At 50.2% G+C, this 21,286-nt stretch carries 24 protein-coding genes; all 24 read left to right on the top strand.

Annotated features, from left to right (window positions below):
- The first annotated feature begins 7 nt into the window (after nucleotides 1–7).
- Nucleotides 8–1,006, top strand: coding sequence for a PstS family phosphate ABC transporter substrate-binding protein (locus CHB92_RS14815; protein ID WP_144266319.1), 999 nt, complete (start codon nucleotides 8–10; stop codon nucleotides 1,004–1,006).
- Between the two features lie 76 nt (nucleotides 1,007–1,082).
- A complete protein-coding gene (pstC, locus tag CHB92_RS14820; RefSeq protein WP_089320007.1) occupies nucleotides 1,083–1,958 on the top strand; it encodes a phosphate ABC transporter permease subunit PstC in 876 nt (291 codons plus the stop codon).
- A complete protein-coding gene (gene pstA / locus CHB92_RS14825) occupies nucleotides 1,951–2,808 on the top strand; it encodes a phosphate ABC transporter permease PstA (RefSeq protein WP_089320008.1) in 858 nt (285 codons plus the stop codon). The genes pstC and pstA overlap by 8 nt, the downstream gene beginning before the upstream one ends.
- An 8-nt stretch (nucleotides 2,809–2,816) precedes the next feature.
- On the top strand, nucleotides 2,817–3,581 hold the full coding sequence (pstB, locus tag CHB92_RS14830) for a phosphate ABC transporter ATP-binding protein PstB (RefSeq protein ID WP_089320009.1): 765 nt from the start codon (nucleotides 2,817–2,819) through the stop codon (nucleotides 3,579–3,581).
- A 56-nt stretch (nucleotides 3,582–3,637) separates the two neighbouring features.
- The gene (phoU, locus tag CHB92_RS14835) at nucleotides 3,638–4,315 is read left to right on the top strand and encodes a phosphate signaling complex protein PhoU (protein ID WP_089320010.1); all 678 of its coding nucleotides are present in this window, start codon (nucleotides 3,638–3,640) and stop codon (nucleotides 4,313–4,315) included.
- 207 nt (nucleotides 4,316–4,522) lie between these two features.
- On the top strand, nucleotides 4,523–5,194 hold the full coding sequence (locus CHB92_RS14840; protein ID WP_179223060.1) for a heme exporter protein CcmB: 672 nt from the start codon (nucleotides 4,523–4,525) through the stop codon (nucleotides 5,192–5,194).
- A 216-nt stretch (nucleotides 5,195–5,410) separates the two neighbouring features.
- Complete coding sequence (gene ccsA / locus CHB92_RS14845) at nucleotides 5,411–6,076, top strand: cytochrome c biogenesis protein CcsA (RefSeq protein ID WP_089320043.1); 666 nt, start codon at nucleotides 5,411–5,413, stop codon at nucleotides 6,074–6,076.
- Nucleotides 6,063–6,347, top strand: a complete 285-nt coding sequence (locus CHB92_RS14850; protein ID WP_219899075.1) for a CcmD family protein — start codon at nucleotides 6,063–6,065, stop codon at nucleotides 6,345–6,347. Before ccsA (CHB92_RS14845) ends, CHB92_RS14850 begins: the two co-directional genes overlap by 14 nt.
- A gap of 72 nt (nucleotides 6,348–6,419) precedes the next feature.
- The gene (locus tag CHB92_RS14855; protein ID WP_089320011.1) at nucleotides 6,420–6,845 is read left to right on the top strand and encodes a cytochrome c maturation protein CcmE domain-containing protein; all 426 of its coding nucleotides are present in this window, start codon (nucleotides 6,420–6,422) and stop codon (nucleotides 6,843–6,845) included.
- Nucleotides 6,846–6,924: 79 nt separating this feature from the next.
- The gene (gene ccsA / locus CHB92_RS14860; protein ID WP_089320012.1) at nucleotides 6,925–9,528 is read left to right on the top strand and encodes a cytochrome c biogenesis protein CcsA; all 2,604 of its coding nucleotides are present in this window, start codon (nucleotides 6,925–6,927) and stop codon (nucleotides 9,526–9,528) included.
- A gap of 283 nt (nucleotides 9,529–9,811) precedes the next feature.
- Nucleotides 9,812–10,675 carry an O-fucosyltransferase family protein gene (locus CHB92_RS14865; RefSeq protein ID WP_106219126.1) on the top strand — a complete coding sequence of 288 codons (864 nt, stop codon included), beginning with the start codon at nucleotides 9,812–9,814 and terminating at the stop codon, nucleotides 10,673–10,675.
- Between the two features lie 205 nt (nucleotides 10,676–10,880).
- Nucleotides 10,881–12,038 (top strand): glycosyltransferase, encoded by a 1,158-nt coding sequence (locus CHB92_RS14870; protein ID WP_179223061.1) that lies wholly within the window; start codon nucleotides 10,881–10,883, stop codon nucleotides 12,036–12,038.
- Nucleotides 12,039–12,839, top strand: a complete 801-nt coding sequence (locus CHB92_RS14875) for a Rossmann-like and DUF2520 domain-containing protein (protein ID WP_089320015.1) — start codon at nucleotides 12,039–12,041, stop codon at nucleotides 12,837–12,839.
- 100 nt (nucleotides 12,840–12,939) lie between these two features.
- Nucleotides 12,940–13,269 carry a 2Fe-2S iron-sulfur cluster-binding protein gene (locus tag CHB92_RS14880; RefSeq protein WP_089320016.1) on the top strand — a complete coding sequence of 110 codons (330 nt, stop codon included), beginning with the start codon at nucleotides 12,940–12,942 and terminating at the stop codon, nucleotides 13,267–13,269.
- Between the two features lie 82 nt (nucleotides 13,270–13,351).
- A complete protein-coding gene (iscX, locus tag CHB92_RS14885; RefSeq protein WP_089320017.1) occupies nucleotides 13,352–13,594 on the top strand; it encodes a Fe-S cluster assembly protein IscX in 243 nt (80 codons plus the stop codon).
- 173 nt (nucleotides 13,595–13,767) lie between these two features.
- Entirely contained in the window at nucleotides 13,768–14,265 is a 498-nt protein-coding gene (locus tag CHB92_RS14890) for a KdsC family phosphatase (RefSeq protein ID WP_089320018.1), read from the top strand.
- Nucleotides 14,266–14,386: 121 nt separating this feature from the next.
- Nucleotides 14,387–14,581, top strand: coding sequence for a cold-shock protein (locus tag CHB92_RS14895; RefSeq protein ID WP_089320019.1), 195 nt, complete (start codon nucleotides 14,387–14,389; stop codon nucleotides 14,579–14,581).
- Between the two features lie 110 nt (nucleotides 14,582–14,691).
- A complete protein-coding gene (locus CHB92_RS14900; RefSeq protein WP_089320020.1) occupies nucleotides 14,692–15,534 on the top strand; it encodes a geranylgeranylglycerol-phosphate geranylgeranyltransferase in 843 nt (280 codons plus the stop codon).
- A gap of 246 nt (nucleotides 15,535–15,780) precedes the next feature.
- A complete protein-coding gene (locus tag CHB92_RS14905) occupies nucleotides 15,781–16,215 on the top strand; it encodes a Fur family transcriptional regulator (protein ID WP_089320021.1) in 435 nt (144 codons plus the stop codon).
- 104 nt (nucleotides 16,216–16,319) lie between these two features.
- A complete protein-coding gene (locus tag CHB92_RS14910; RefSeq protein WP_245842603.1) occupies nucleotides 16,320–16,826 on the top strand; it encodes a PaaI family thioesterase in 507 nt (168 codons plus the stop codon).
- A gap of 52 nt (nucleotides 16,827–16,878) precedes the next feature.
- Entirely contained in the window at nucleotides 16,879–17,703 is an 825-nt protein-coding gene (locus CHB92_RS14915) for an HAD family hydrolase (RefSeq protein ID WP_089320022.1), read from the top strand.
- A gap of 123 nt (nucleotides 17,704–17,826) precedes the next feature.
- On the top strand, nucleotides 17,827–18,414 hold the full coding sequence (gene purN / locus CHB92_RS14920; RefSeq protein WP_089320023.1) for a phosphoribosylglycinamide formyltransferase: 588 nt from the start codon (nucleotides 17,827–17,829) through the stop codon (nucleotides 18,412–18,414).
- 31 nt (nucleotides 18,415–18,445) lie between these two features.
- On the top strand, nucleotides 18,446–19,963 hold the full coding sequence (gene purH, locus CHB92_RS14925) for a bifunctional phosphoribosylaminoimidazolecarboxamide formyltransferase/IMP cyclohydrolase (protein WP_089320024.1): 1,518 nt from the start codon (nucleotides 18,446–18,448) through the stop codon (nucleotides 19,961–19,963).
- Nucleotides 19,964–20,258: 295 nt separating this feature from the next.
- Nucleotides 20,259–21,284, top strand: a complete 1,026-nt coding sequence (locus tag CHB92_RS14930; protein ID WP_025608913.1) for a rod shape-determining protein — start codon at nucleotides 20,259–20,261, stop codon at nucleotides 21,282–21,284.
- Nucleotides 21,285–21,286: the final 2 nt, after the last annotated feature.

The raw sequence follows: 21,286 nt of genomic DNA on the forward strand, positions 1-21,286 counted from the left end.
ATCTTGTATGTTAAACTTTAGGCTTAACTATTCAAAATTAAACGCCGCTGTATTGTTAGGCGGTGCCTTGATGTTCAGCGCCTGTGGCGGTAACAACGAAGGTGCCGAAGGCGAATTAGCAGGCAACATACAAATAGACGGTTCTTCTACCGTGTATCCTATCACTGAGGCTGTAGCCGAAGAGTTTCGTGCAGAGGCTCCGGATGTGCGGGTAACAGTGGGTGTGTCTGGCACCGGCGGTGGCTTTAAGAAATTTACGCGCGGCGACATTGATGTGGTGGATGCCTCCCGCCAGATAAAGCCTTCAGAAGACAGCCTGGCGCAGGCAAACGGCATTTCCTATGTAGAGCTGCCTGTAGCTTATGACGGACTTACAGTAGTAGTGAATCCGGAGAACGACTGGGTGAAAGACATAACCCTGGAAGAGCTGAAAAAAATCTGGGAGCCTGCCGCACAGGGCACCATCACCAGATGGAACCAGATCCGCCCGGAGTGGCCTGACAGAGAGATTCATCTGTACGGACCTGGTGTAGAGTCTGGCACCTATGATTACTTTACAGAGGCGATCGTAGGCGAGAGTGGCGCCAGCCGCGGCGACTATACTGCCAGCGAAGACGACAACGTACTGGTACAGGGCGTATCAACAGATCCTAACGCACTGGGCTTCTTTGGCTACGCTTATTATGAGGAGAACCAGGACAAGCTGAAGGTGGTGCCTGTAGATGACCAGAACGACAGCAACGGACAAGGCGCTATCCTGCCAACATTGGAGACCGTGAAAGACGGAACTTACGCCCCGCTATCCCGTCCGCTGTTCATCTATGTGAACTCCAAGGCCTCAGCGCGCCCGGAGGTAGTAGAGTTTGTTAACTTTTACCTGGATAACGCCCCTACCCTGAGCCAGGAGGTGGGTTACATCCCAATGCCAGCCGAAATGTACCAAGAGCAAAAACAGAAGTTTGAGCAGTTTGCGAAAGGTACAAGCGCCCCACAGGCTCAAAAGTAAGATTCAGATCAATAATGCGCAGGAGCGATGGCGCCCAAAGCTGCCGTCGCTCCTGCGCCTATAAATAAACAGCACCTTGAGAGTATCAGAGAAAATTATCGAGGGCTTATTGTGGTTATCCGCCGTAATCACAATTCTCATCACAGCCGGCATTATTTGGGTGCTCCTATCCGAGTCTATCAGTTTCTTTCAGGTAGTGTCGCTCGCAGAGTTCCTGACAGAGGATGAATGGACTCCCCTTTTTGCCGAGAAGGAGTTTGGCATTCTACCCTTGGTGGCAGGCACCCTCCTGACAACAGCCATCGCCATTGCCGTTGCACTCCCCCTGGGCTTAACCATTGCTGTTTACCTGAATGAGTATGCCCATGCCCGCATGAAGCAAATTGTAAAGCCCATGCTGGAAGTGCTGGCGACAATCCCAACGGTAGTGTATGGCTTCTTTGCCTTAACCGTCGTTACTCCTTTCCTGCAAACCCTGATCCCTTCCCTGGCTGGTTTCAACGCCTTGTCGGCAGGTATTGTGATGGGTATAATGATCATCCCGATGATCTCCTCCCTGAGTGAGGATGCCATCAGTTCGGTACCACGCTCCTTACGGGAAGCCGCTTACGGGATGGGCTCTACCCGCTTACAAACCTCATTTGGCGTGATGGTGCCGGCTGCCTCCTCCGGCATTGTGGTGTCAGTGATCCTGGCCATTTCCAGGGCTGTGGGCGAAACCATGATCGTGGCCATCGCCGCCGGTCAGCAACCCCGCCTCACGCTGAACCCTTTGGTGCCCATCGAAACCATCACCACGTACATTGTACAGGTAAGCTTAGGAGACGTGCCGCAGGGCTCACTGGAGTACAAGACCATCTTCGCGGCGGGTATCACGCTTTTCGTCTTCACATTCGCGCTGAATAACCTCAGCTTCTGGATCAAAAAGAAATACCAGGAAAAATATGACTAACTCCGACATCAACAGGCTTAAAGACAAAGCCTTTCAGGTTTTCGGTATCTTTTGTACCTTCATAGGACTGGTAGTGCTGGCCGTTTTCCTGATCGACATTATTGTGGAAGGCATCACGCGTATCGATTGGGACTTCCTGACGAACCTGCCCTCACGCAGGGCCAGTCGCGCGGGGATACTCACGGCCTGGGTAGGCACGCTCTGGATTCTGGTGCTAACAACCCTCATTGCGTTTCCGCTTGGCGTTGCAGCCGGTGTGTACCTGGAGGAATATGGCCGCAAGAACAGGTTGAACAACTTTATAGAAATAAACATCGCGAACCTGGCGGGGGTACCGTCTATCATCTACGGCTTGCTGGGCCTGGAGATCTTCGTGCGTCAGATGAACCTGGGTGGCAGCCTGCTGGCGGGTGCCCTTACCCTGTCGCTGCTGATCCTGCCTATCATCATCGTAACAACCCGGGAGGCGGTTAAAGCTGTACCGCGCAGTGTGCGGGATGGTTCTTATGCGCTTGGCGCCTCCAAGTGGCAAACCATCTGGAATCAGGTGTTACCGGCTTCCTTCGGGGGAATTCTAACAGGCATTATCCTGGCTCTGTCAAGGGCAGTGGGCGAAGCCGCTCCCCTGATCGTGATCGGCGCCCTGGCGTACGTACCGTTTACACCGTCCTCGCCGTTTGATGAATTTACAGTACTGCCGATCCAAATCTTTAACTGGACCTCCCGGCCACAGGAGGAGTTCCTGACCAATGCCGCCGCGGCTATTATCGTACTATTAGTCATTACCTTCCTGCTGAACGGCATTGCCGTATACCTGCGTAACAGGCAGCAGAAAAAAGTTAAGTGGTAAAAACACCCATGAGCAAAACAGCAAGTAAACTGGAGGCGATAGACCTCAACGCATACTACGGCGACTTCCACGCCCTTAAGAATATCAACATTGACATGGAGGAGAAGGCAGTTACTGCCTTCATCGGTCCCTCTGGCTGCGGTAAATCCACGTTCCTGCGCACCTTTAACCGCATGAACGACTACATTGAGGGGTTTAGAGTAGAGGGGCAAATCCTGATAGGCGGCCAGGACATTTACCAGAAAAACGTGCGGGTAGACGAACTGCGCAAAGAGGTAGGCATGGTGTTCCAGAAGCCCAACCCTTTCCCGAAGAGCATTTACGAAAACGTGGTCTATGGCCTGAAGATACAGGGTATTAAAAAGAAGTCGGTGCTGGAAGAGGCCGCGGAGACCTCGCTGAAGCGGGCTGCCCTGTGGGATGAGGTAAAGGACAAACTGCACAAGTCGGCGCTGGCGCTTTCTGGCGGTCAGCAGCAGCGCCTGTGTATTGCCCGCGCACTGGCTATCTCTCCGTCGGTGCTTTTGATGGATGAACCGGCCTCTGCCCTGGACCCTATCTCCACGGCGAAGGTAGAGGAGCTGATCTACGAGCTGAAGAACGATTATACCATCGTAATCGTGACGCACAACATGCAGCAGGCAGGCCGTGTGAGCGACAGCACAGCTTTCTTTTATATGGGAGAACTGGTGGAATATGCCAAAACAAAGACCATGTTCACAAGCCCGAAGGACAACCGTACGCAAAACTATATTACGGGCCGTTTCGGTTGATCCCAAACATTAAGTTTTCCGTATACTTGTTCTCTCACCCTTAAAAGACATCATAAATGCCTCATATAGATACCGAATTAGAACGCCTCAAAACAAAGCTGCTGGAAATGTGGGACCTGGTAGAGTACCAGTTGCAAAGTGGCCGGGAGGCCATGCTTAATGCTGACCAGGAACTTGCCAAGCATATTATCAAGCGCGACCGGAAAGTAAACCAGTTTGATGTGAAGATCGACCGCATGTGCGAGAAGTTCTTCGCTCTGTTCACGCCAGTAGCAGTGGACCTGCGCATGGTGCTGGCCGTACTTAAGATAAACGCAAACCTGGAACGCATTGGCGACACCGCCGAGGGTATCGCCCGTTTCTCTAAAAAACTGGAGGCTCCCGTAGACCCACAGCTGCTGGAGGTAACAAAGGTGCTTCCTATGTATGAAGAGGCGCTGGCCATGTTCGCCACGTGTCGCCAGGCCTTTAAAGAGAACGATACGGTGCTGGCGAAAACACTCATCAAGCGGGACAAAGCACTAGACAAGATCTACCGCAAATCAGACAGCATTGTAACAACCTACATGCGCGACAACCCAGACAAGATCTCTGAAGCGCTGGCTGTCCTCTCCATTATCAAAAAGGTAGAGCGCGTGGGCGACCAGATTACCAACATTGCAGAAGAAATCATCTTCTACCGCGAAGCGAAGGTAGTAAAGCACAAGTCCGACAAGAAAAAGAAGAAAGACTAGCTGCCGGCAGTTACTTGCCAGACACAGTTTTTAAAAACAGAGGCCCGAGCCGTAATGGTTCGGGCTTCTGTTTTTAGGCTCAGGAAGGCATACAGCCTCCCTCTGCTTTACACCTTCCAAGCCATTTCGCCTTCCGCACCGAACAATAAGCTACCTAGGGCTACCTTCCCACCTATTTGTGTCTTACCTTTGCGGTAAAATTACAACATGGTACTACTCAGAGAGGTTTTATCCCTCATACAGAAAGACTTGGTGCTAGAGTGGCGACAGAAGTATGCTTTTAACGGCATGCTGCTCTACGTCAGCAGTACAGTGTTTGTGTGCTATCTTAGCTTTGGCCTCCGCTCTAATGTGCTTACCGTACCTGTCTGGAATGCCGTGCTCTGGATCATTCTGCTGTTTACCTCTGTTAACGCCATCGCCAAGAGCTTCATGCAGGAGAACAGGGGGCGCCTGCTCTACTTTTACTCGATCGTAAGCCCACAAGGAGTTATTCTGGCCAAGATCATGTACAATGCCCTGCTGATGCTGGTGTTAGCCCTGATCTGCTTTGTGTTCTATGCTTTTGTGTTAGGCAACCCCGTGCAGGACGTGCCCATGTTCCTGCTCTCTATTCTGCTCGGGGCCATTGGTTTCTCCACTTCCCTTACCATGATTTCGGGCATTGCCTCCAAAGCCGCAAACAGCAGCACGCTGATGGCTGTGCTCAGTTTCCCGGTGATCGTGCCGATGCTGCTCATGTTGATCAAGATGTCTAAAAATGCGCTGGATGGCCTTGATCGTAGCCTGAGCCTCGACGAACTGCTTACGCTGCTTGCCATAAACATGATCGTTGTCACTGTTTCTTATATCTTATTCCCGTACCTTTGGCGTTCGTAAGCTTGTGATACACAAGCGCCAAAGGGTAAAGTGCGGAAACTGCAGACAATCATGAGGTTGCAATGGCAGAGACAAGAGGATTAAAATTTTACGTGTTGATTGGAGACATTATTGGTACGAATGCTGTTCTACACATTAGACAGACACTGGAGCGGCATGATGGCAAGTATCTCCTTAGGCTCCGCACCCAAGCACTTGTGTCTTAATTAAATGAAAATGAAGAAGAACTGGTGGAAAGTCCTGGCTGTGCTGCTCCTGATCTTTACAGTAGTGGCCGGCATGCTAACAGAAGTGCCCCGGCTGGCAATTCTGAACGAAACCATCCGCAACCTGTACTTTCACGTGCCGATGTGGTTTGGTATGACGCTGATCCTGCTCATATCGGTTATCTACTCTATCAAATACCTCCGCAACCCTACCGTTCGCAACGATGTGGTCGCCTACGAGTCCGCGAAAGTGGGTATCCTCTTCGGCGTGTTGGGCATTGTTACGGGCATGGAGTGGGCTAAGTTTACCTGGGGGGAGTACTGGAGTAACGACCCCAAACAGAACGCGGCGGCCATTGGCCTGCTGATCTACTTTGCCTATCTGGTGCTGCGCAGCTCCTTTGCGGAGCAACAGCAGCGGGCCCGGATCAGCGCCGTGTACAATATCTTTGCCTTCGCTGCCCTGATCCCGTTGCTGTTCATTCTGCCGCGCCTCACAGACTCGCTGCACCCCGGCAACGGTGGCAATCCCGGCTTTAACTCTTATGACCTGGATAACCGCCTGCGCGTGGTTTTTTACCCGGCCGTGCTTGGCTGGACGCTTCTTGGCATCTGGATCATCAATGTAAAATCAAGGTTAGAATTACTCAGACAACGCTTATATGAAACTGTTTAGAATACTGGCTCTGTGCTGCTTTTTTGTGCTTAGTGCCCTCGCCGGCTTACAGCCAGCACAGGCTCAAACCACAGAGGCCGAAGCCTCTGTTACCGTAGTCGCGCAGCCCGAAGTAGAAATGGCGGATATTCTGCGCCAGGACGGTAAAATTTACGTGGTTGTAGCCGTGCTCCTGACCGTGCTGGTGGGGATGATCATCTACCTGATCTCCCTGGACCGGAAAGTAGGTAAACTCGAAAAGCAGCTGAAAGACGATTTAGTTAACCAATAAGCTCCCGCCTGGATTTATAATACGCCAAAGCGTGTTGGGAAACAGGAGAAGAGGACTCATTTTCAAACCAAGATGAAAAAGACGCATATCATCGGAATCATTATCATCGCACTATCCATTGGCATCATTATGTCTTCTGTGGGCGATGCAAGTACTTATGTTTCTTTTGACGAGGCCATTGAGCGTGCCGAAGACGGTAATACCACCAAAGTGCACGTGGTAGGCCGCCTGAAGAAAGATGCCAAAGGCCATATCGTGGGCATGAACTATGACCCTTTGGTGGATCCGAACTACTTCACGTTTACCTTGGTGGACACCAACCGTGTGGAACAACAGGTGGTATACTTCAACCCCAAGCCGCAGGACTTTGACCGCTCTGAGCAGGTGGTGATCACTGGGAACATGCAAAACAATGTGTTCGTGGCAGATAAGATCCTTTTGAAGTGCCCGTCCAAGTACGTGGAAAAAGAAATTCAACAGAATACAGCAAGCCTTTAATTTAGTTGAGAGTTAAGAGTTAACAGTAGTGGCTCTTAATATTCACCAACTTATAACGTTAAACTTTTAACTATCAGAAATGATTAATACGCTGATCGGGGATATTGGCCATGCGAGTGTGATTGTGGCTTTTGTAGCGGCCATTGTATCCTCTTATGCATATTTTATGGCCTCTCGTGCCAAAGTAGAGGCTACGGGAGACAACAGCTGGCGCAACCTGGCCCGTGGTGCATTTTATGTGCACGGAGCCGCGGTACTGCTGGTTGTTTTTGCCCTGTTTAATATCATTTACGAACATCGCTACGAGTACTATTACGCCTGGAGCCACTCCTCCAATCACCTGCCGGTGTACTACATGATCTCCTGCTTCTGGGAAGGCCAGGAGGGCTCTTTCCTGCTATGGATCTTCTGGCACGTGCTGCTGGGCGTAGTGTTGATGAATAGCGGCAAGAAGAACAAAATGTGGGAGGCCCCGGTAATGGCCATGTTCTCCTTCGTACAGCTCTTCCTGACCTCGATGATCCTGGGCGTAGTGATCGGTGATGTAAAAATCGGCTCCTCTCCTTTCATCCTGATGCGTGATTTCATGACAGATGCCCCGGTGTTTGCCATGGACCCGAACTTTGTACCGCAGGATGGTACGGGCCTGAACCCGCTACTACAGAACTACTGGATGGTGATTCACCCGCCAACACTGTTCCTGGGCTTTGCCGCTACCCTGGTGCCATTTGCTTTTGCAATGGCAGGTCTTTGGAAAGGTAAGTTTACGGAGTGGGTAAAGCCGGCGCTGCCATGGTCACACTTTGCTGCCGGTATTCTGGGAGTGGGTATTATCATGGGCGCTTACTGGGCTTACGAAACGCTTAACTTCGGTGGCTACTGGAACTGGGACCCGGTAGAGAATGCCGTATACATCCCATGGCTGGTTTTGGTGGGAGCTATCCATACCATGATAGCCTTCCGTCGGGGTAAGTCAGGCCTGAAGGCTTCTTACATTCTGGTGATAAGCTCTTTCTTGCTGATCCTTTATGCGACCTTCCTGACCCGTAGCGGTATTTTGGGTAATGCATCGGTACACTCTTTCACAGACCTTGGCCTGTCCGGGCAGCTGTTTGCCTACCTGGCAGCCTTCGCGGTGCTAGCTATTGGTTTGCTGGTGTACAAGTGGAAGAGCATCCCAACCACTGAAAAAGAGCTCTCTACTTATAACGGTGAGTTCTGGGTATTCATTGGTGCAGCGGTGCTGTGCTTAGCAGGTTTCCAGGTTTTGGTAACGACCTCTATCCCGGTTTACAACTCCTTCCTGGGCTTTATAGGCATTGAGTCAAATGCAGCCTTGCCAGCAGACCAGATTGAACACTATACCAAGTTCCAGTTGTGGGCCGGTGTGGGCATTGCTCTGCTTACCGGTATCGGGCAGCTACTGTGGTGGCAAAAAGGCGAGAAAACGAAAAGCTCATTCCTGGATTCCATTATGCTGCCAGGCATGCTTACGCTTTTGTTTGCCAGCCTGATCATTGTGCTGTCAAAGTTGGGGGCATTCCCGGAAACGGTTGACAACCCGGTGTACATCACCTTGCTGGTTGCAGCCCTGTTTGCCGTGTTCGCCAACCTGAGCATTATCCTGAACCTGCTGCACAAGAAAGTGTCTCTTTCAGGCGGAGCTGTTTCGCATATCGGTATTGCATTAATGCTGATCGGTATTCTTTTCTCTTCCGGCTATTCCAACATTATCTCTCAGAACACTTCTGGCATGCTTTACTCCAGAGAGTTTCCTGAGGAAATAAACCGTGATAACGTGCTGCTGTGGCGTAACACGCCCGTGGAAATGGACAAGTACACGGTTAGCTACCACGGACAATACCTGGAGGTAAAAGACGTACCGGAGTACGTAAACCGCGAGCTACTTTTCCCTACCGCAGACGAGTATAAGGCCATTGCCCGGGCAGACATCAAGGTAAACGACAAGGTGTACTTTAAAACAGGAGACACCCTGGAGCTGCACTCTCCGGAGAACACCTACTACAAAGTAGAATACAAGGAGCGTGAGGGCGACGACCAATTTACCCTTTACCCACGTGCTCAGGTAAACCCGAACATGGGCTTGCTCGCCTCTCCGGACATCAAGCACTTTGCTGATAAAGACCTTTACTCGCACGTATCATCTGTACCAGACCCAAGCGAGGAAAAAGACTGGGGTGAGTTACAGGAGTACGAAGTGGCTGCCGGTGATACCATTATCCTGAATGACTATGTGGCTGTGTTCAACGGTATTGAGCCAATCAAGGAGGTGCCTGGGGTTGTTTTAGGAGAGGGCGATGTGGCTGTGCAGGCCGACATGAAGATTTACGGAGAGCGTAAGGACTACCACGCCCATCCGGTGCTGATGATCAAAGATCAGATGATGGGCCGCTTGCCAGAGGAAATTGCTGACCTTGGCCTGCGTATCACCTTCCTGAACATCGACACAGAGAATAACCGCTTTAAGATTGGTGTTAACGCTACTCAAAAGGATTACATCATCCTGAAAGCCATGGAAAAACCTCTTGTGAACGTGCTTTGGATAGGAACCATCCTGATGGCAGTTGGCTTTACCATGGCCATTGTACGCCGTAACCAGGAAGGACCAGGTGCTGCGAAAGCCCCACGCCCTAAAAAGCCAAGAAAGGTGCAGGCCGCCTAAGGCTACTTCATACTTTAAAACAAGAGAGGCAGGCTATGTACATGGCCGGCCTCTCTTGTTTTATTTTTTACAGGTTTGTTACGAAAAATGAGGGGTGTAAAGTGCTAAGAGTTCGGAATAACTTTACTTTTATGGTTGCAGCACCTCGCCTTGCCCGGAAATAGCTGTTAAGTGCTACCCTTAGTACTTAGAACTCGGTACAGAGGTAAGCTGTCATGACAATCAGGTTACAATGAAGAAAACCTCCCTTTTCCTTAAGCCGGTAGGTGGCCTGTGCAACAGAATGAGAGCAGTAGACTCATCGATTGCATTAGCCTCTGAGCTGAATAAACAGTTAATCGTTTTCTGGGGGAGAGACCGTTTTGTCAATTGCAAGTTTTCAGACCTCTTTCAGCAGCCGAAGCATTTCAAAGTACTGGAAGAAAACCAGCATTATGGGAAAAAGGCTTTGTTCCCTTACCTTCCTGGGTCCCGCCCATCATCGCTCTTACGACAGAGCTTCTATAGTTTTACGAAACTCGCTTTAGGTATCAGGAGCGAGATACTGTTTGAGGACTTAGAGGACGCTTTGTTGCCCTTAGGAGACGTTGCGCCACCTAGGATTACGGGTATGAAAGACTTTGAGCAAAAGTCTTATCAACATATCACCCCACTACTAACCAGACTAAAAGATGAGGGTAGCGCGTTTGTTTGCTCCGCCTGGCGGTTACACCCGGAACAAAACTATAAGCAAAACCTTGTACCAGTCGATCGGTTAAACAGGAAGGTTACAGCATTAACCCAAGGCTTTGGCCAAACGATAGGGATCCACATCAGAAGAACAGACCACAGTCAAGCCTTACAGTACAGTAACCTGGACAAATTCAAAGAAGCCATTGACCAAGAACTGCGGCAAGACAAGAACGCAACCTTTTTTCTCGCAACGGATTGCCCGCGAACGGAAAGCGAACTTAAAAGAAAGTATAAAAATAGGATCATCACCTTTGAGAAGACATCTTATAACAGAAACTCAACCCAAGGGATACAGGATGCCTTGGTAGACCTGTGCTGCCTTTCGAGGACGAATAAGATCTTAGGATCTTACTTCAGCTCTTTCTCGCAAGTAGCCTCAGAAATCACCGGCATTAGAGAAGAAACAGTTTATTAGTCTTAATTACCTGGCTCTGCTTGTTACAATCAAGGGGTATAAAACATCTGCCTCATTTACAAATGCCACTGCAAGATAAACAGGCGTGTTGTTTTGGACCCTTTAAAGGATATGTTACCTTACAGGTTCCGAAACTCTTACTGCTATGAATGTTTTCGTTATTCCTTCCTGGTATCCTTCACAAGATAACCTTTTGAATGGGATCATGATCAAAGAGCAGACAAGAGCCTTTTGCCAAAAGTATCGCGAGGTGAACGTTGGGATTAGTATTTGGGGGCAACAGGAGCAACAGTATTTGCTGTGGAGTAAAGATCATTTTAAAAACGTCCTGAAAGTGGCTTCAGCAAAGTTAAGCCCATCCGAAGCGTTAGTCTTTCCTAATTTAAAAGAGTATCACAAGCCGGCCTTTACATGGTCTAATAAAATCGCCGGCGGCAACATGGGAAGCATCGTGAAAGCGAATCTCTTTAACTTAAAAGCATTTGAGGCCGACTATGGTAAAGCGGATCTGATCCACGCACAGGTAAACCACCCTGCGGGCCGGATTGCCATGGAAGTTGCGAAAGCAGCAAAGCTTCCGTTCTGCGTTACAGAAAGAATGAGCCCCTTCCCGTCACAGTATGAAGCAGACAAAAAAGGCAAACTCAAAAGCAGTTGGAAGGCTCCCTATACCGCTTCTTCAGTGAACATCACGATTAGCCCCGCACAGGCTGCACTCATGCAAAAGCAAGGCATCTCAAACATAAGAGTCATCCCTAACTTCTTGAACGAAGCCTTCTTCGTACCTGCAAGTTTACAGACGTCCCCCTCTCCATTTGTTTTTTTAACATTAACGACAGCCATACCTAGAAAAGGGGTCGATGTGCTGCTGAAAGCAATTGAAGACTTTACGGCAACAGCAGCACCAACTGAAGTTACCTTCAGAATAGGAGGTAACGGAAACTTTGCTCCTTATAAAGAAATGGCTCAGGCACTGGGCATAGCGGACAGGATCGAATGGTTTGGTCAGGTTAATCGGGAGGAAGCCCTTAAAGCGTTTCAGGAGAGCAGCGCTTTTGTTTTACCAAGCTTTGAGGAATCTTTCGGGAATGTTTATGCAGAAGCCATTGCTTGCGGTAAGCCCGTGATAGCCACAAAATGTGGCGGGCCCGAGAGCATCGTGAATGAAACAAACGGCTTGCTGGTAGAAAAAGATGATCCGAAAGGGCTGGCAACAGCTATAAGGCAACTGATAAACAATTACAGCCATTACGACAGCCATAAGATCCGGCGGGATTTCATGAGCAGGTTCTCAAGCAAAGCAGTCCTTCCACAATTGCATAGACTGTACCAGGAAATTATCTCCAAACAAAGCAACAGGTAAATGAACATAGCCATTATCGGTGCAGGCAACGTAGCCTGGCACCTGGCACAAGCACTGGCCACAGTGGGCCAGCAGGTTAAAGCAGTTTACAGCCGCACTCCCAAATCTAGGGAAGACCTGGCAAGCTTGCTACCCGGAGCGCTTCCGGTGGCTTCACTGGATTTACTGAACGTACCGGTTGACGTAGTACTTGTAGCAGTGCCTGATGCCGTACTGGCCACTGTGGTAGACGAGCTGCACGTACAGCCAGGTACTATCGTGGCGCATACGTCAGGCTCTCAGCCCTTGCAGGTACTCCAGACTGTAGCAGGTGCGCGAACAGGAGTGCTCTACCCCTTGCAAACATTCTCTAAGTCCAAACAAGTTGACTTTTCACACATCCCCCTCCTGTTGGAAGCCCAGGACGAGCAAACGTTAAATACCTTAAAGGTACTGGCCGGCAGTCTTAGCTCAAGTGTGCATGTAGTGGCCACAGAAGCCCGTAAACACCTGCACTTAGCTGCTGTGTTTGCCTGCAACTTCACAAATCACCTGTTAGGCATAAGCCAGCAGATCCTGCAGGAGGCCCATCTGCCGAAAGAACTGCTACAACCTTTGATAGAGGAAACGGTAGCCAAGGCTTCTCAGCAAGATCCGTACAACGTACAAACAGGCCCTGCCGTGCGCCGCGATGCGAACGTGCTGCAGGACCATCTGCGCATGCTGCAAGGGCATCCCCGCTTTCAGTCAATTTATGAACTTCTGACGCAAAGTATACAGGTCCAAAGCTCAGAGGATGGCTTGGGCAAAGGTCAAGGCTAGTTGAAAGTGCCTTTCGGTCTAACTGAAGCAGCCGAAACAAATTAACCGGTTTTGATTCGGCACATGGCCTTTGTAAATTGCGCCCTCAAAATGAGCTAAGATGAAAGTTGTAAATATAACCTTTAAGTTTGCTGACGGGTCGCCTGACGAAACCCATCCTGCTGTGGAGGGGGAGTCAGTACTGGACGTGGCACTAAACAACAACATAAAACTGCAGCATAACTGTGGCGGCGTGTGCGGCTGCAGTACCTGCCACGTATATGTAGAGGCGGGCATGGATGACCTGCCCGAGATATCAGACAAGGAAGAAGACTACATCGACCGCGCCGTGGACCCGCGCATTAACTCCAGGTTAGGCTGCCAGTGCGTGGTGCAGGGCAACGAGGACATTGTGATCACCATACCAGAACAGGATTTCCTGGGACACTAAGCCTCTCATTCAATAGAACTATAGATCAGAAGGCCCTTAGTGTAAGCGAAAAGGCGCCTTGATACAAAAGACTAAAAAACAGATGAATAAAAGCTACGAGCCGCCGATACACTGGAATGACTACGAGGACATTGCCATGGCGTTATACGAGAAGTTTGGAGACGACTTCACCGAATCAAAGATCTACCGCATCCGCTTTACGGACTTACTGGAGTGGGTCCTGTCCTTACCAAACTTCGAAGGCAAGCGCGAAGAGGCCAACGAAGGACACCTGGAGCAGATACAGGCTGCCTGGGTGTATGAGTGGCGTGATAACCAGGACTAAGCTTTTTCATCCGCTATAAGCTGAATATACTATATTTTTAATACTTTTAAAGGCTCTTCACCGGAAGAGCCTTTTGTGTTTAAGCAGGGCAGAGCGGCGCCTAGAGGCCCGGAAGCACTCTGTCGGCACCTTTTTTACCTTTTGTCCAATACTCCTTTGTCCATTATCATACCATGTCCATTACACAAACAGACCTTACCCGCATTAATACCTTTATTTTTGATGTAGACGGCGTTTTAACGGACGGCCTCCTATACAGTTTCGCGGACGGAGAACAGGTACGGGCCTTTAACATCAAAGATGGTTTCGCTATTAAGCACGCCATGCGCCAGGGGTACCGGGTGGCCATCATCTCCGGCAAAAACGAACCCGGTGTGCGAAACAGACTGGAACAACTCGGAATCGAGGACATTTTTTTAGGCATCGAAGACAAGGTAGACACCTACCAGGACTACCTCTACATGCAGGGTATACACCCGGCTACGGTGGCGTATATGGGAGATGACATGCCTGATTATGAGGTGATGCAGCACTGCGGTTACCGGGCATGCCCTGCCGATGCCGCTGATGACATCAAAGAGATCAGCACCTACATCGCCACCCGCAAAGGTGGGCGCGGCGCAGTGCGTGAACTCATAGAAATGATCATGAAAGCACAGGATACCTGGTAGTTTTAGGTATTTGTACTTATTATATAAAATTATATTAGATTTATTTTAATGGCGTATTGCATATATAGATTTTAATTTCTAGTTTACAGTAAATTTAATTACCAACAATTATTCATTTTTTATGAAAACAGGAAAAGTAAAGTTCTTTATCGAGTCTAAAGGTTTCGGCTTTATTACTGAGGACGAAACAAACGAAGATTTCTTTGTGCATGTTACTGGCCTGAATGGTGTTCAGATCCAGCAGCACGACCGTGTTGAGTTTGACACACAAGAAGGTAAAAAAGGGATCAACGCTGTAAACGTGAAAAGAGTCTAAACATAGCATACTTTACCGTTACAGGAAAAGCCCCTTTCAGGGGCTTTTTTATTGCCATATCCGCGAGCCGGCGTACCTTTGTACCTTCATCACCTCCTGTAAGAAAACCCGTGAAACCTATTTTAACGCTTATCCGCGCCCAGAACTTGGTGCTGGTTTTTCTGAGCCAGGCACTCGTGCAGGCATGTCTGTTGGCGGAGGGTGTACAATGGCGCAAAATACTAGAACCGGGTTTCCTCGCGCTTACGTTCTCCACCGTGCTGATTGCCGCCGCCGGTTACATCATCAACGACTACTATGATGTTAAAATTGACGCGATAAACAAACCGGAGCGGCTTTTGGTGGGCCGCGCTATCCGCAGGCGCCGGGCAATGTTTGCGCACCTGTTGCTCTCGTTTATCGGGGTAGGCATCGGTTTCCTCCTTTCCTGGAAGGTGGGCCTGATCAACCTGGGTGCCGTGCTACTGCTTTGGGGCTATTCAGACAGGTTAAAGAGAATGCTGCTCATTGGCAATGTGGCCATTTCGCTGCTGTCTGCCTCCATGCTGCTGGTGGTGGCCGTGTACAACGACCGGTTGAACAAAATTACGCTGGGCTATGCCCTGTTTGCCCTACTTATTTCCCTCATCCGCGAAATAATCAAGGACATGGAGGACGTAAAGGGTGACGCTTCCTTTGAGTGCCGCACCTTGCCCATTGTAGCGGGGCTCCGTGGGGCCAAGTTAGTGCTCTATCCACTAATCGCCGTCTTTCAGGCCTTTCTGCTGGTAGTGGTCCTGCACCCTACCACCAAGCAGCTTTTTGATGCTTACATGATCGTTTTGGTGCTCTTACCCAGCATTTGGATGGTAGTAAAGCTGGTGCGAGCAGACCGTAAGCGCGACTTCACGTATCTTAGCAATCTGAACAAGCTGATCATGCTCACCGGCATTCTGTCTATGCTCTTTTTATAAGAGCACCTCCCACTAGCCCCGCTTTGTACAGCCACATAAGTAAAAGACAGCCCCTTACATTCAGCAGCCTCCTTACTAGCTTATTTAGGGATGCCCGTTTCCTACCTCTCCTATGCTTCTTTTGTCTGCTACAGACGAGTGCAAAGGCCCAAGAACAGCAGGCACAGCGGCAAGCGCAGATGTCACTAAAACCGTTTTCGCCTTTGAGGAGTAAGAACACAGGTTAAAACAATTTTGGCATACACTATGGCGAAACCGCAGGAAGAGGCTTTAGAGTTACTACAGCGTTACTCCCTCCGGAAGACAAGCTGCCGCTTAGAGGTACTGGACCTACTCCTGCACCATAATTTTGCGCTGGCCCACTCCGACCTGGAAAAGCAACTGGGAGATAAGTACGACCGGGTCACGCTTTATCGGACCTTACATGCCTTTGAGGCAAAAGGGGTGGTGCACAGTATCAACGACATAAGCGGTGCCGTAAAGTATGCCCTCTCTCAGGAAGCCTGCGATCAACACCAGCATCACAACCACATTCACTTTAGCTGCACTGCCTGCGGCCAGACTTTCTGCCTGAACGAAGTACCCGTACCCACTTTATCGCTACCAACAGATTTTGACGTGGAGCGCTTACACCTCTCCGCTCAAGGCACCTGCAAGGCATGCAGAGAGACAGTAAAGTAGGGCTGCATTTATTTCTACTATTCCCTATATTTAGAAGTCCTGCGCCAGTTCCAAAGGCCTGACTTTCGAAAAAACATCCAGCAAAGTACGCTAACAACGCAAGCATGAACAGCCAGAAAGATCCAACGGCAGCTTTCAGAGATCTGATAGGCTCCCCTACAAAACTCAGACTGTTTATGCTGGCGAAGCTGCCCATGGCCTACCTGGCTGGTCTGCGGGTTACATCCCTTACCCAGGAGCAGGCTACGGTCTCTATCAAGTACCAATACCTCAACAAAAACCCATTCGGCTCTATTTACTTTGCCTGCTTGAGCATGGCCGCCGAGCTCTCGACAGGTGTTCTCTGCATGATGAATACCTACCAGTCTGATCCAGCCGTGTCGATGCTGGTGGTACACATGGAGGCCGACTTCACCAAAAAAGCAGCAGGTACGGTTGCCTTTACATGCGAGGATGGCAAGCCTTTCCAGGAGGCCGTAGCGCAGACAAAAGCCACAGGAGAGGGTGTAACCGTAACGGTCAGCAGTATAGGGCTGGATGAAAAAGGAGAACAGGTAGCTATATTTCGCTTTATCTGGTCGTTAAAAGCGAAAAACAAGCCGTTGGCTTAAGAGTCCGGAACTGCCTATCTTTATCTTTTATAACAACGCTTGCATTAAACCGATGAAGATAAGAGCTATCTGTACTGATATCGACGGCACTTTACTCGACAGCCGTCGCCAACTGTCGCCCAGGACTATTGCTACCATAAAAAGTCTCCCTGATGAGCTTCCCGTGGTTTTGGCTTCCTCCCGTATGCCCAGCGCCATGCGCCATTTGCAGGAAGAGCTCGACATCCTGCATCACCCGATGATCTGCTTTAACGGCGGCTATATCCTTTCTTACGAGGACAGCACAGCTGCGCCTACTGTGTTGGACTCTGTACACATACCTGTTTCTACCTGCACTGCTATCCTAGCACTTGCGCAAGGCACAGATATTCACATAAGCCTGTACTCCGAAGACTACTGGTACGCTCCGAAGGCAGACCAGTGGGCCGAGCGTGAGGAACGGATCACCAAGGCCTCCCCTCAGATAACCTCACTACAGCCGGTACTGGACAGGTGGCAAGAAACAGAGGCCGGTGCTCATAAGGTGATGTGCATGGGGCCGGAAGAGGAAATCGCTGCCATGGCGGCAGCCTTAACAGAGCGCTTCGGTGATCAGCTCTTTGTTTATAAGTCGAAGTCTACCTACCTGGAGCTCGCCCCCAAAACTATTTCGAAGGCAACAGCCCTAAAGCTCCTGCTAGAGAACCGCTACGGTATAAATCTGTCGGAGGTCATGGCCTTTGGTGACAACTACAATGACATTGACATGCTAAAAGCTGTGGGCCTGGGCATTGCGGTAGGGAATGCCCGGGAAGAAGTAAAAGCCGTGGCCGATGAGGTCACCTTAAAGAGTATAGAGGATGGTGTGGCTGTAGCCATAGAAAAGTACCTTGGCTAAGGGTCATAACAAAAGCCAAGGGCTACACTAGAATTTTTAGTCCTCTTGCAATAGATTCTGTACCCCTATGCTGACTTTATAAGCAAACGCCCTATATTTGCGGCTTCATTTCAGTACCCTATTTTGAAACGAGCAGATAAAAAGAACATAGTCATTTTTGCTTCGGGATCAGGAAGTAATGCACAGCGCCTGCTGGAGCACTTCGAGCACCACCCCGAGATACGTGTGGCCGCCCTGTTCTCCAACAACCCGAAAGCGTATGCCCTTCAAAGAGCCGAGACCTTCCACGTCCCGGCTCTTTTGTTTTCCCGCGACGAGTTCTATAGCACGAACAAGGTAGTAGAGCAGATCAAGTCCTTTCAGCCGGACCTCATTGTGTTGGCTGGCTTCCTGTGGCTGGTGCCGCAGAACCTGTTGCAGGCCTTCCCGAACCGCATCATCAACATACACCCTGCCCTCCTGCCCCAGTATGGCGGCAAAGGCATGCACGGGCTCCATGTGCATGCGGCAGTGGTACAGGCCGGCGAAAAGGAGTCGGGTATTACCATCCACCACATTAACGAGGAGTACGACAAAGGGGAGTTTATTTTGCAAGAGCGTTGCCCGGTGCTGCCACAGGACACTCCGGAAGAGTTGGCGGCACGTGTGCTGCAGCTAGAGCACAAGCACCTGCCCCTGGTAGTAGAAAAGCTGCTGTTGGAGAAGAAGTAAGTTAAAAGACAATCAACCCAAGCAATACCAAATGCAATCCGTTCAAATTAAATCCGCTTTGATTTCGGTCTACTACAAAGACCGCCTGGAGCCCCTTGTGGAGCTTCTGAAGCAGCAAAATGTTACTATTTACTCTACCGGCGGCACCCAAGCCTTTCTGGAGGAGCAAGGCGCTAACGTAGTCGCCGTAGAGGACCTGACCAACTACCCGTCTATCTTCGGTGGCCGTGTAAAGACCCTGCATCCAAAAGTGTTCGGAGGTATCCTGCACCGCCGAGAGAATGCAGGTGACCTTTCTGAAAGAGAGCAATACGAAATCCCGCCGATCGATCTGGTGGTAGTAGACCTCTACCCTTTCGAGGAGACAGTAGCCTCCGGAGCCTCTGAGGCAGACGTGATCGAGAAGATTGATATTGGCGGAATCTCTCTGATTCGTGCCGCAGCCAAGAACTTTAAAGACGTATTGATCGTGTCATCGCGCGACCAGTATGGCGAAGTAGTGGAATTGCTGCAGGCGAAGAACGGGGCAACCGACATGGAAGACCGCAAGCGCTTTGCCGCCAAGGCCTTCGACATCTCCTCGCACTACGATACCCACATCTTCAGTTACCTGAATGAGAGCGAAGACGTATTCAAGCAAAGCGTGCGCGCGGCAACACCGCTACGCTACGGCGAGAACCCGCACCAGAAAGGCACGTTCTACGGCAACTTGGAGGACCTGTTCGAGCAGCTGAACGGCAAGCAGCTGTCGTACAACAACCTGGTGGACGTGGATGCTGCGGTGGCCTTGGCCGCTGAGTTTGACGAGACAGTGGTGGCTATTCTGAAGCACACGAACGCCTGTGGCTGTGCTACAGGAGACTCTGTAAAGGAAGCTTACCTGAACGCCTTGTCTTCTGACCCAGTATCTGCCTTTGGCGGAGTGATCATCACCAACAAAACAGTAGACCTGGCTGCTGCCGAGGAGTTGAACAAGCTGTTCTTCGAGGTGCTCATCGCCCCTGACTTTGACGAAGATGCACTGGAGCTGCTGAAAACGAAGAAGAACCGCATCCTGCTGAAGCAAAAGCCGGTAGAATTGCCAACCAAGCTGTTCAAGACCTTGTTGAACGGCGTGATTGAGCAGGACAAAGACTTGGCCACGGAAACAGAAGCTGACTTCAAAACCGTTACAAAGCGCGAGCCAACGTCAGAAGAGAAAAAAGCACTGGTATTTGCCGCCAAAGTATGCAAGCACACCAAATCTAACACCATTGTACTGGCAACAGACAAGATGATGTTCTCCAGCGGCGTGGGTCAGACCTCACGTGTGGATGCCCTGCGTCAGGCCATTGAAAAGGCGAAGAGCTTTGGCTTTGACGTTAGCCAGACAGTTATGGCTTCCGATGCTTTTTTCCCTTTCCCGGACTGTGTGGAAATCGCGGATCAGGCGGGCATCAAAGCCGTGGTACAGCCAGGCGGCTCTATCAAAGACAAGGACTCTATTGATTATTGCGATGCCCATAACATGGCCATGGTGATGACAGGCGTGCGCCATTTCAAGCACTAAGCCACGCACTACGGCGGATATAAAAAAAGCCCCGGTCTTTGCAAAAGCCGGGGCTTTTTGTGCTTTAAGGGTCGGCAGTACCATTTTTACCTTCAAAACTAACCCGTCCTTAAACCCAATTTTACCCAGCCACAGCCGTTGTTATAGGTGATCCTGCCTTTTTGCGGGCTAGGCATGACCTAGAAAAAACTTTATTCTGATGACAGATAGGTTGTCACGTTATTAATTCCGCTGAAATTGACTAATTTTGCCGCAAGTTTTTGAGCAGAAATATTATATATATAAAATATAGCTAGTGGGACTATTTAATTTCTTAACAAGTGATATTGCGATTGACCTGGGTACCGCCAATACCCTGATCATTCATAATGATAAAATAGTAGTAGACGAGCCTTCTATCATTGCGGTGGACCGTACTACGGGCCGAGTGCTTGCCATTGGCCGCAACGCCATGCAAATGCACGAGAAAACACACGAAAACATCAAGACCATTCGTCCCCTGAAAGATGGCGTAATTGCCGACTTCCACGCCGCTGAAGAGATGATCCGGGGCATGATCAAGATGATCGACACAGGTCGCCGCCTGTTCCAGCCGTCGCACCGCATGGTGATCTGTATCCCGTCTGGCATTACAGAAGTGGAAAAGCGCGCCGTGCGTGACTCTGCCCAGCACGCTGGTGCCAAAGAAGTGTGGATGATACAGGAGCCAATGGCCGCCGCTATTGGTATCGGTATCGACGTGGAGCAGCCAATCGGTTCCATGATCGTGGACATCGGGGGTGGTACAACAGAAATTGCCGTGGTAGCCCTTTCCGGTATCGTGTGCGACCAGTCTATCCGTATTGCCGGTGACGTTTTCACGAAAGACATTCTGGACTACATGCGCCGCCAGCACAACTTGCTGATCGGGGAGCGTTCTGCCGAGAAAATCAAGATCGAGGTAGGAGCCGCCCTGACCGAGATAGAAAACCCGCCAGCCGACTATGAGATCCGTGGCCGCGACCTGATGACAGGCATTCCGAAAGTGATCAAGGTAACGTACCAGGAAATTGCTATTGCGCTGGACAAATCAGTTTCGAAGATCGAGGAAGCAGTGCTGAAGGCGTTGGAGATCGCACCGCCGGAGCTTTCTGCCGATATCTACGACAACGGTATTCACCTGACAGGAGGCGGGGCCTTGCTGCGCGGACTGGACAAGCGCCTGGCTGCCAAAACAAAGCTCCCGATCCACATTGCCGAAGACCCATTAAGAGCGGTAGTGCGTGGCACAGGCGCCGCCATCAAAAACATAGAAGGATTTAAGAACGTCCTGCTAACCTAACA

This window comes from Pontibacter ummariensis, from assembly GCF_900188175.1.
GTDB classification, from domain to species: domain Bacteria; phylum Bacteroidota; class Bacteroidia; order Cytophagales; family Hymenobacteraceae; genus Pontibacter; species Pontibacter ummariensis.

What these genes read in the sequence shown, in the direction of transcription:
- CHB92_RS14875 (WP_089320015.1), top strand. Translation starts at nt 12,039, where the DNA reads ATGAACATAGCCATTATCGGTGCAGGCAACGTAGCCTGGCACCTGGCA.
- CHB92_RS14905 (WP_089320021.1), top strand. Translation starts at nt 15,781, where the DNA reads ATGGCGAAACCGCAGGAAGAGGCTTTAGAGTTACTACAGCGTTACTCC.
- purH (WP_089320024.1), top strand. Translation starts at nt 18,446, where the DNA reads ATGCAATCCGTTCAAATTAAATCCGCTTTGATTTCGGTCTACTACAAA.
- CHB92_RS14815 (WP_144266319.1), top strand. Translation starts at nt 8, where the DNA reads ATGTTAAACTTTAGGCTTAACTATTCAAAATTAAACGCCGCTGTATTG.
- CHB92_RS14865 (WP_106219126.1), top strand. Translation starts at nt 9,812, where the DNA reads ATGAGAGCAGTAGACTCATCGATTGCATTAGCCTCTGAGCTGAATAAA.
- phoU (WP_089320010.1), top strand. Translation starts at nt 3,638, where the DNA reads ATGCCTCATATAGATACCGAATTAGAACGCCTCAAAACAAAGCTGCTG.
- CHB92_RS14840 (WP_179223060.1), top strand. Translation starts at nt 4,523, where the DNA reads ATGGTACTACTCAGAGAGGTTTTATCCCTCATACAGAAAGACTTGGTG.
- CHB92_RS14855 (WP_089320011.1), top strand. Translation starts at nt 6,420, where the DNA reads ATGAAAAAGACGCATATCATCGGAATCATTATCATCGCACTATCCATT.
- CHB92_RS14910 (WP_245842603.1), top strand. Translation starts at nt 16,320, where the DNA reads ATGAACAGCCAGAAAGATCCAACGGCAGCTTTCAGAGATCTGATAGGC.
- iscX (WP_089320017.1), top strand. Translation starts at nt 13,352, where the DNA reads ATGAATAAAAGCTACGAGCCGCCGATACACTGGAATGACTACGAGGAC.
- ccsA (WP_089320012.1), top strand. Translation starts at nt 6,925, where the DNA reads ATGATTAATACGCTGATCGGGGATATTGGCCATGCGAGTGTGATTGTG.
- CHB92_RS14850 (WP_219899075.1), top strand. Translation starts at nt 6,063, where the DNA reads ATGAAACTGTTTAGAATACTGGCTCTGTGCTGCTTTTTTGTGCTTAGT.
- CHB92_RS14870 (WP_179223061.1), top strand. Translation starts at nt 10,881, where the DNA reads ATGATCAAAGAGCAGACAAGAGCCTTTTGCCAAAAGTATCGCGAGGTG.
- CHB92_RS14915 (WP_089320022.1), top strand. Translation starts at nt 16,879, where the DNA reads ATGAAGATAAGAGCTATCTGTACTGATATCGACGGCACTTTACTCGAC.
- ccsA (WP_089320043.1), top strand. Translation starts at nt 5,411, where the DNA reads ATGAAGAAGAACTGGTGGAAAGTCCTGGCTGTGCTGCTCCTGATCTTT.
- CHB92_RS14890 (WP_089320018.1), top strand. Translation starts at nt 13,768, where the DNA reads ATGTCCATTACACAAACAGACCTTACCCGCATTAATACCTTTATTTTT.
- pstA (WP_089320008.1), top strand. Translation starts at nt 1,951, where the DNA reads ATGACTAACTCCGACATCAACAGGCTTAAAGACAAAGCCTTTCAGGTT.
- pstB (WP_089320009.1), top strand. Translation starts at nt 2,817, where the DNA reads ATGAGCAAAACAGCAAGTAAACTGGAGGCGATAGACCTCAACGCATAC.
- CHB92_RS14880 (WP_089320016.1), top strand. Translation starts at nt 12,940, where the DNA reads ATGAAAGTTGTAAATATAACCTTTAAGTTTGCTGACGGGTCGCCTGAC.
- CHB92_RS14895 (WP_089320019.1), top strand. Translation starts at nt 14,387, where the DNA reads ATGAAAACAGGAAAAGTAAAGTTCTTTATCGAGTCTAAAGGTTTCGGC.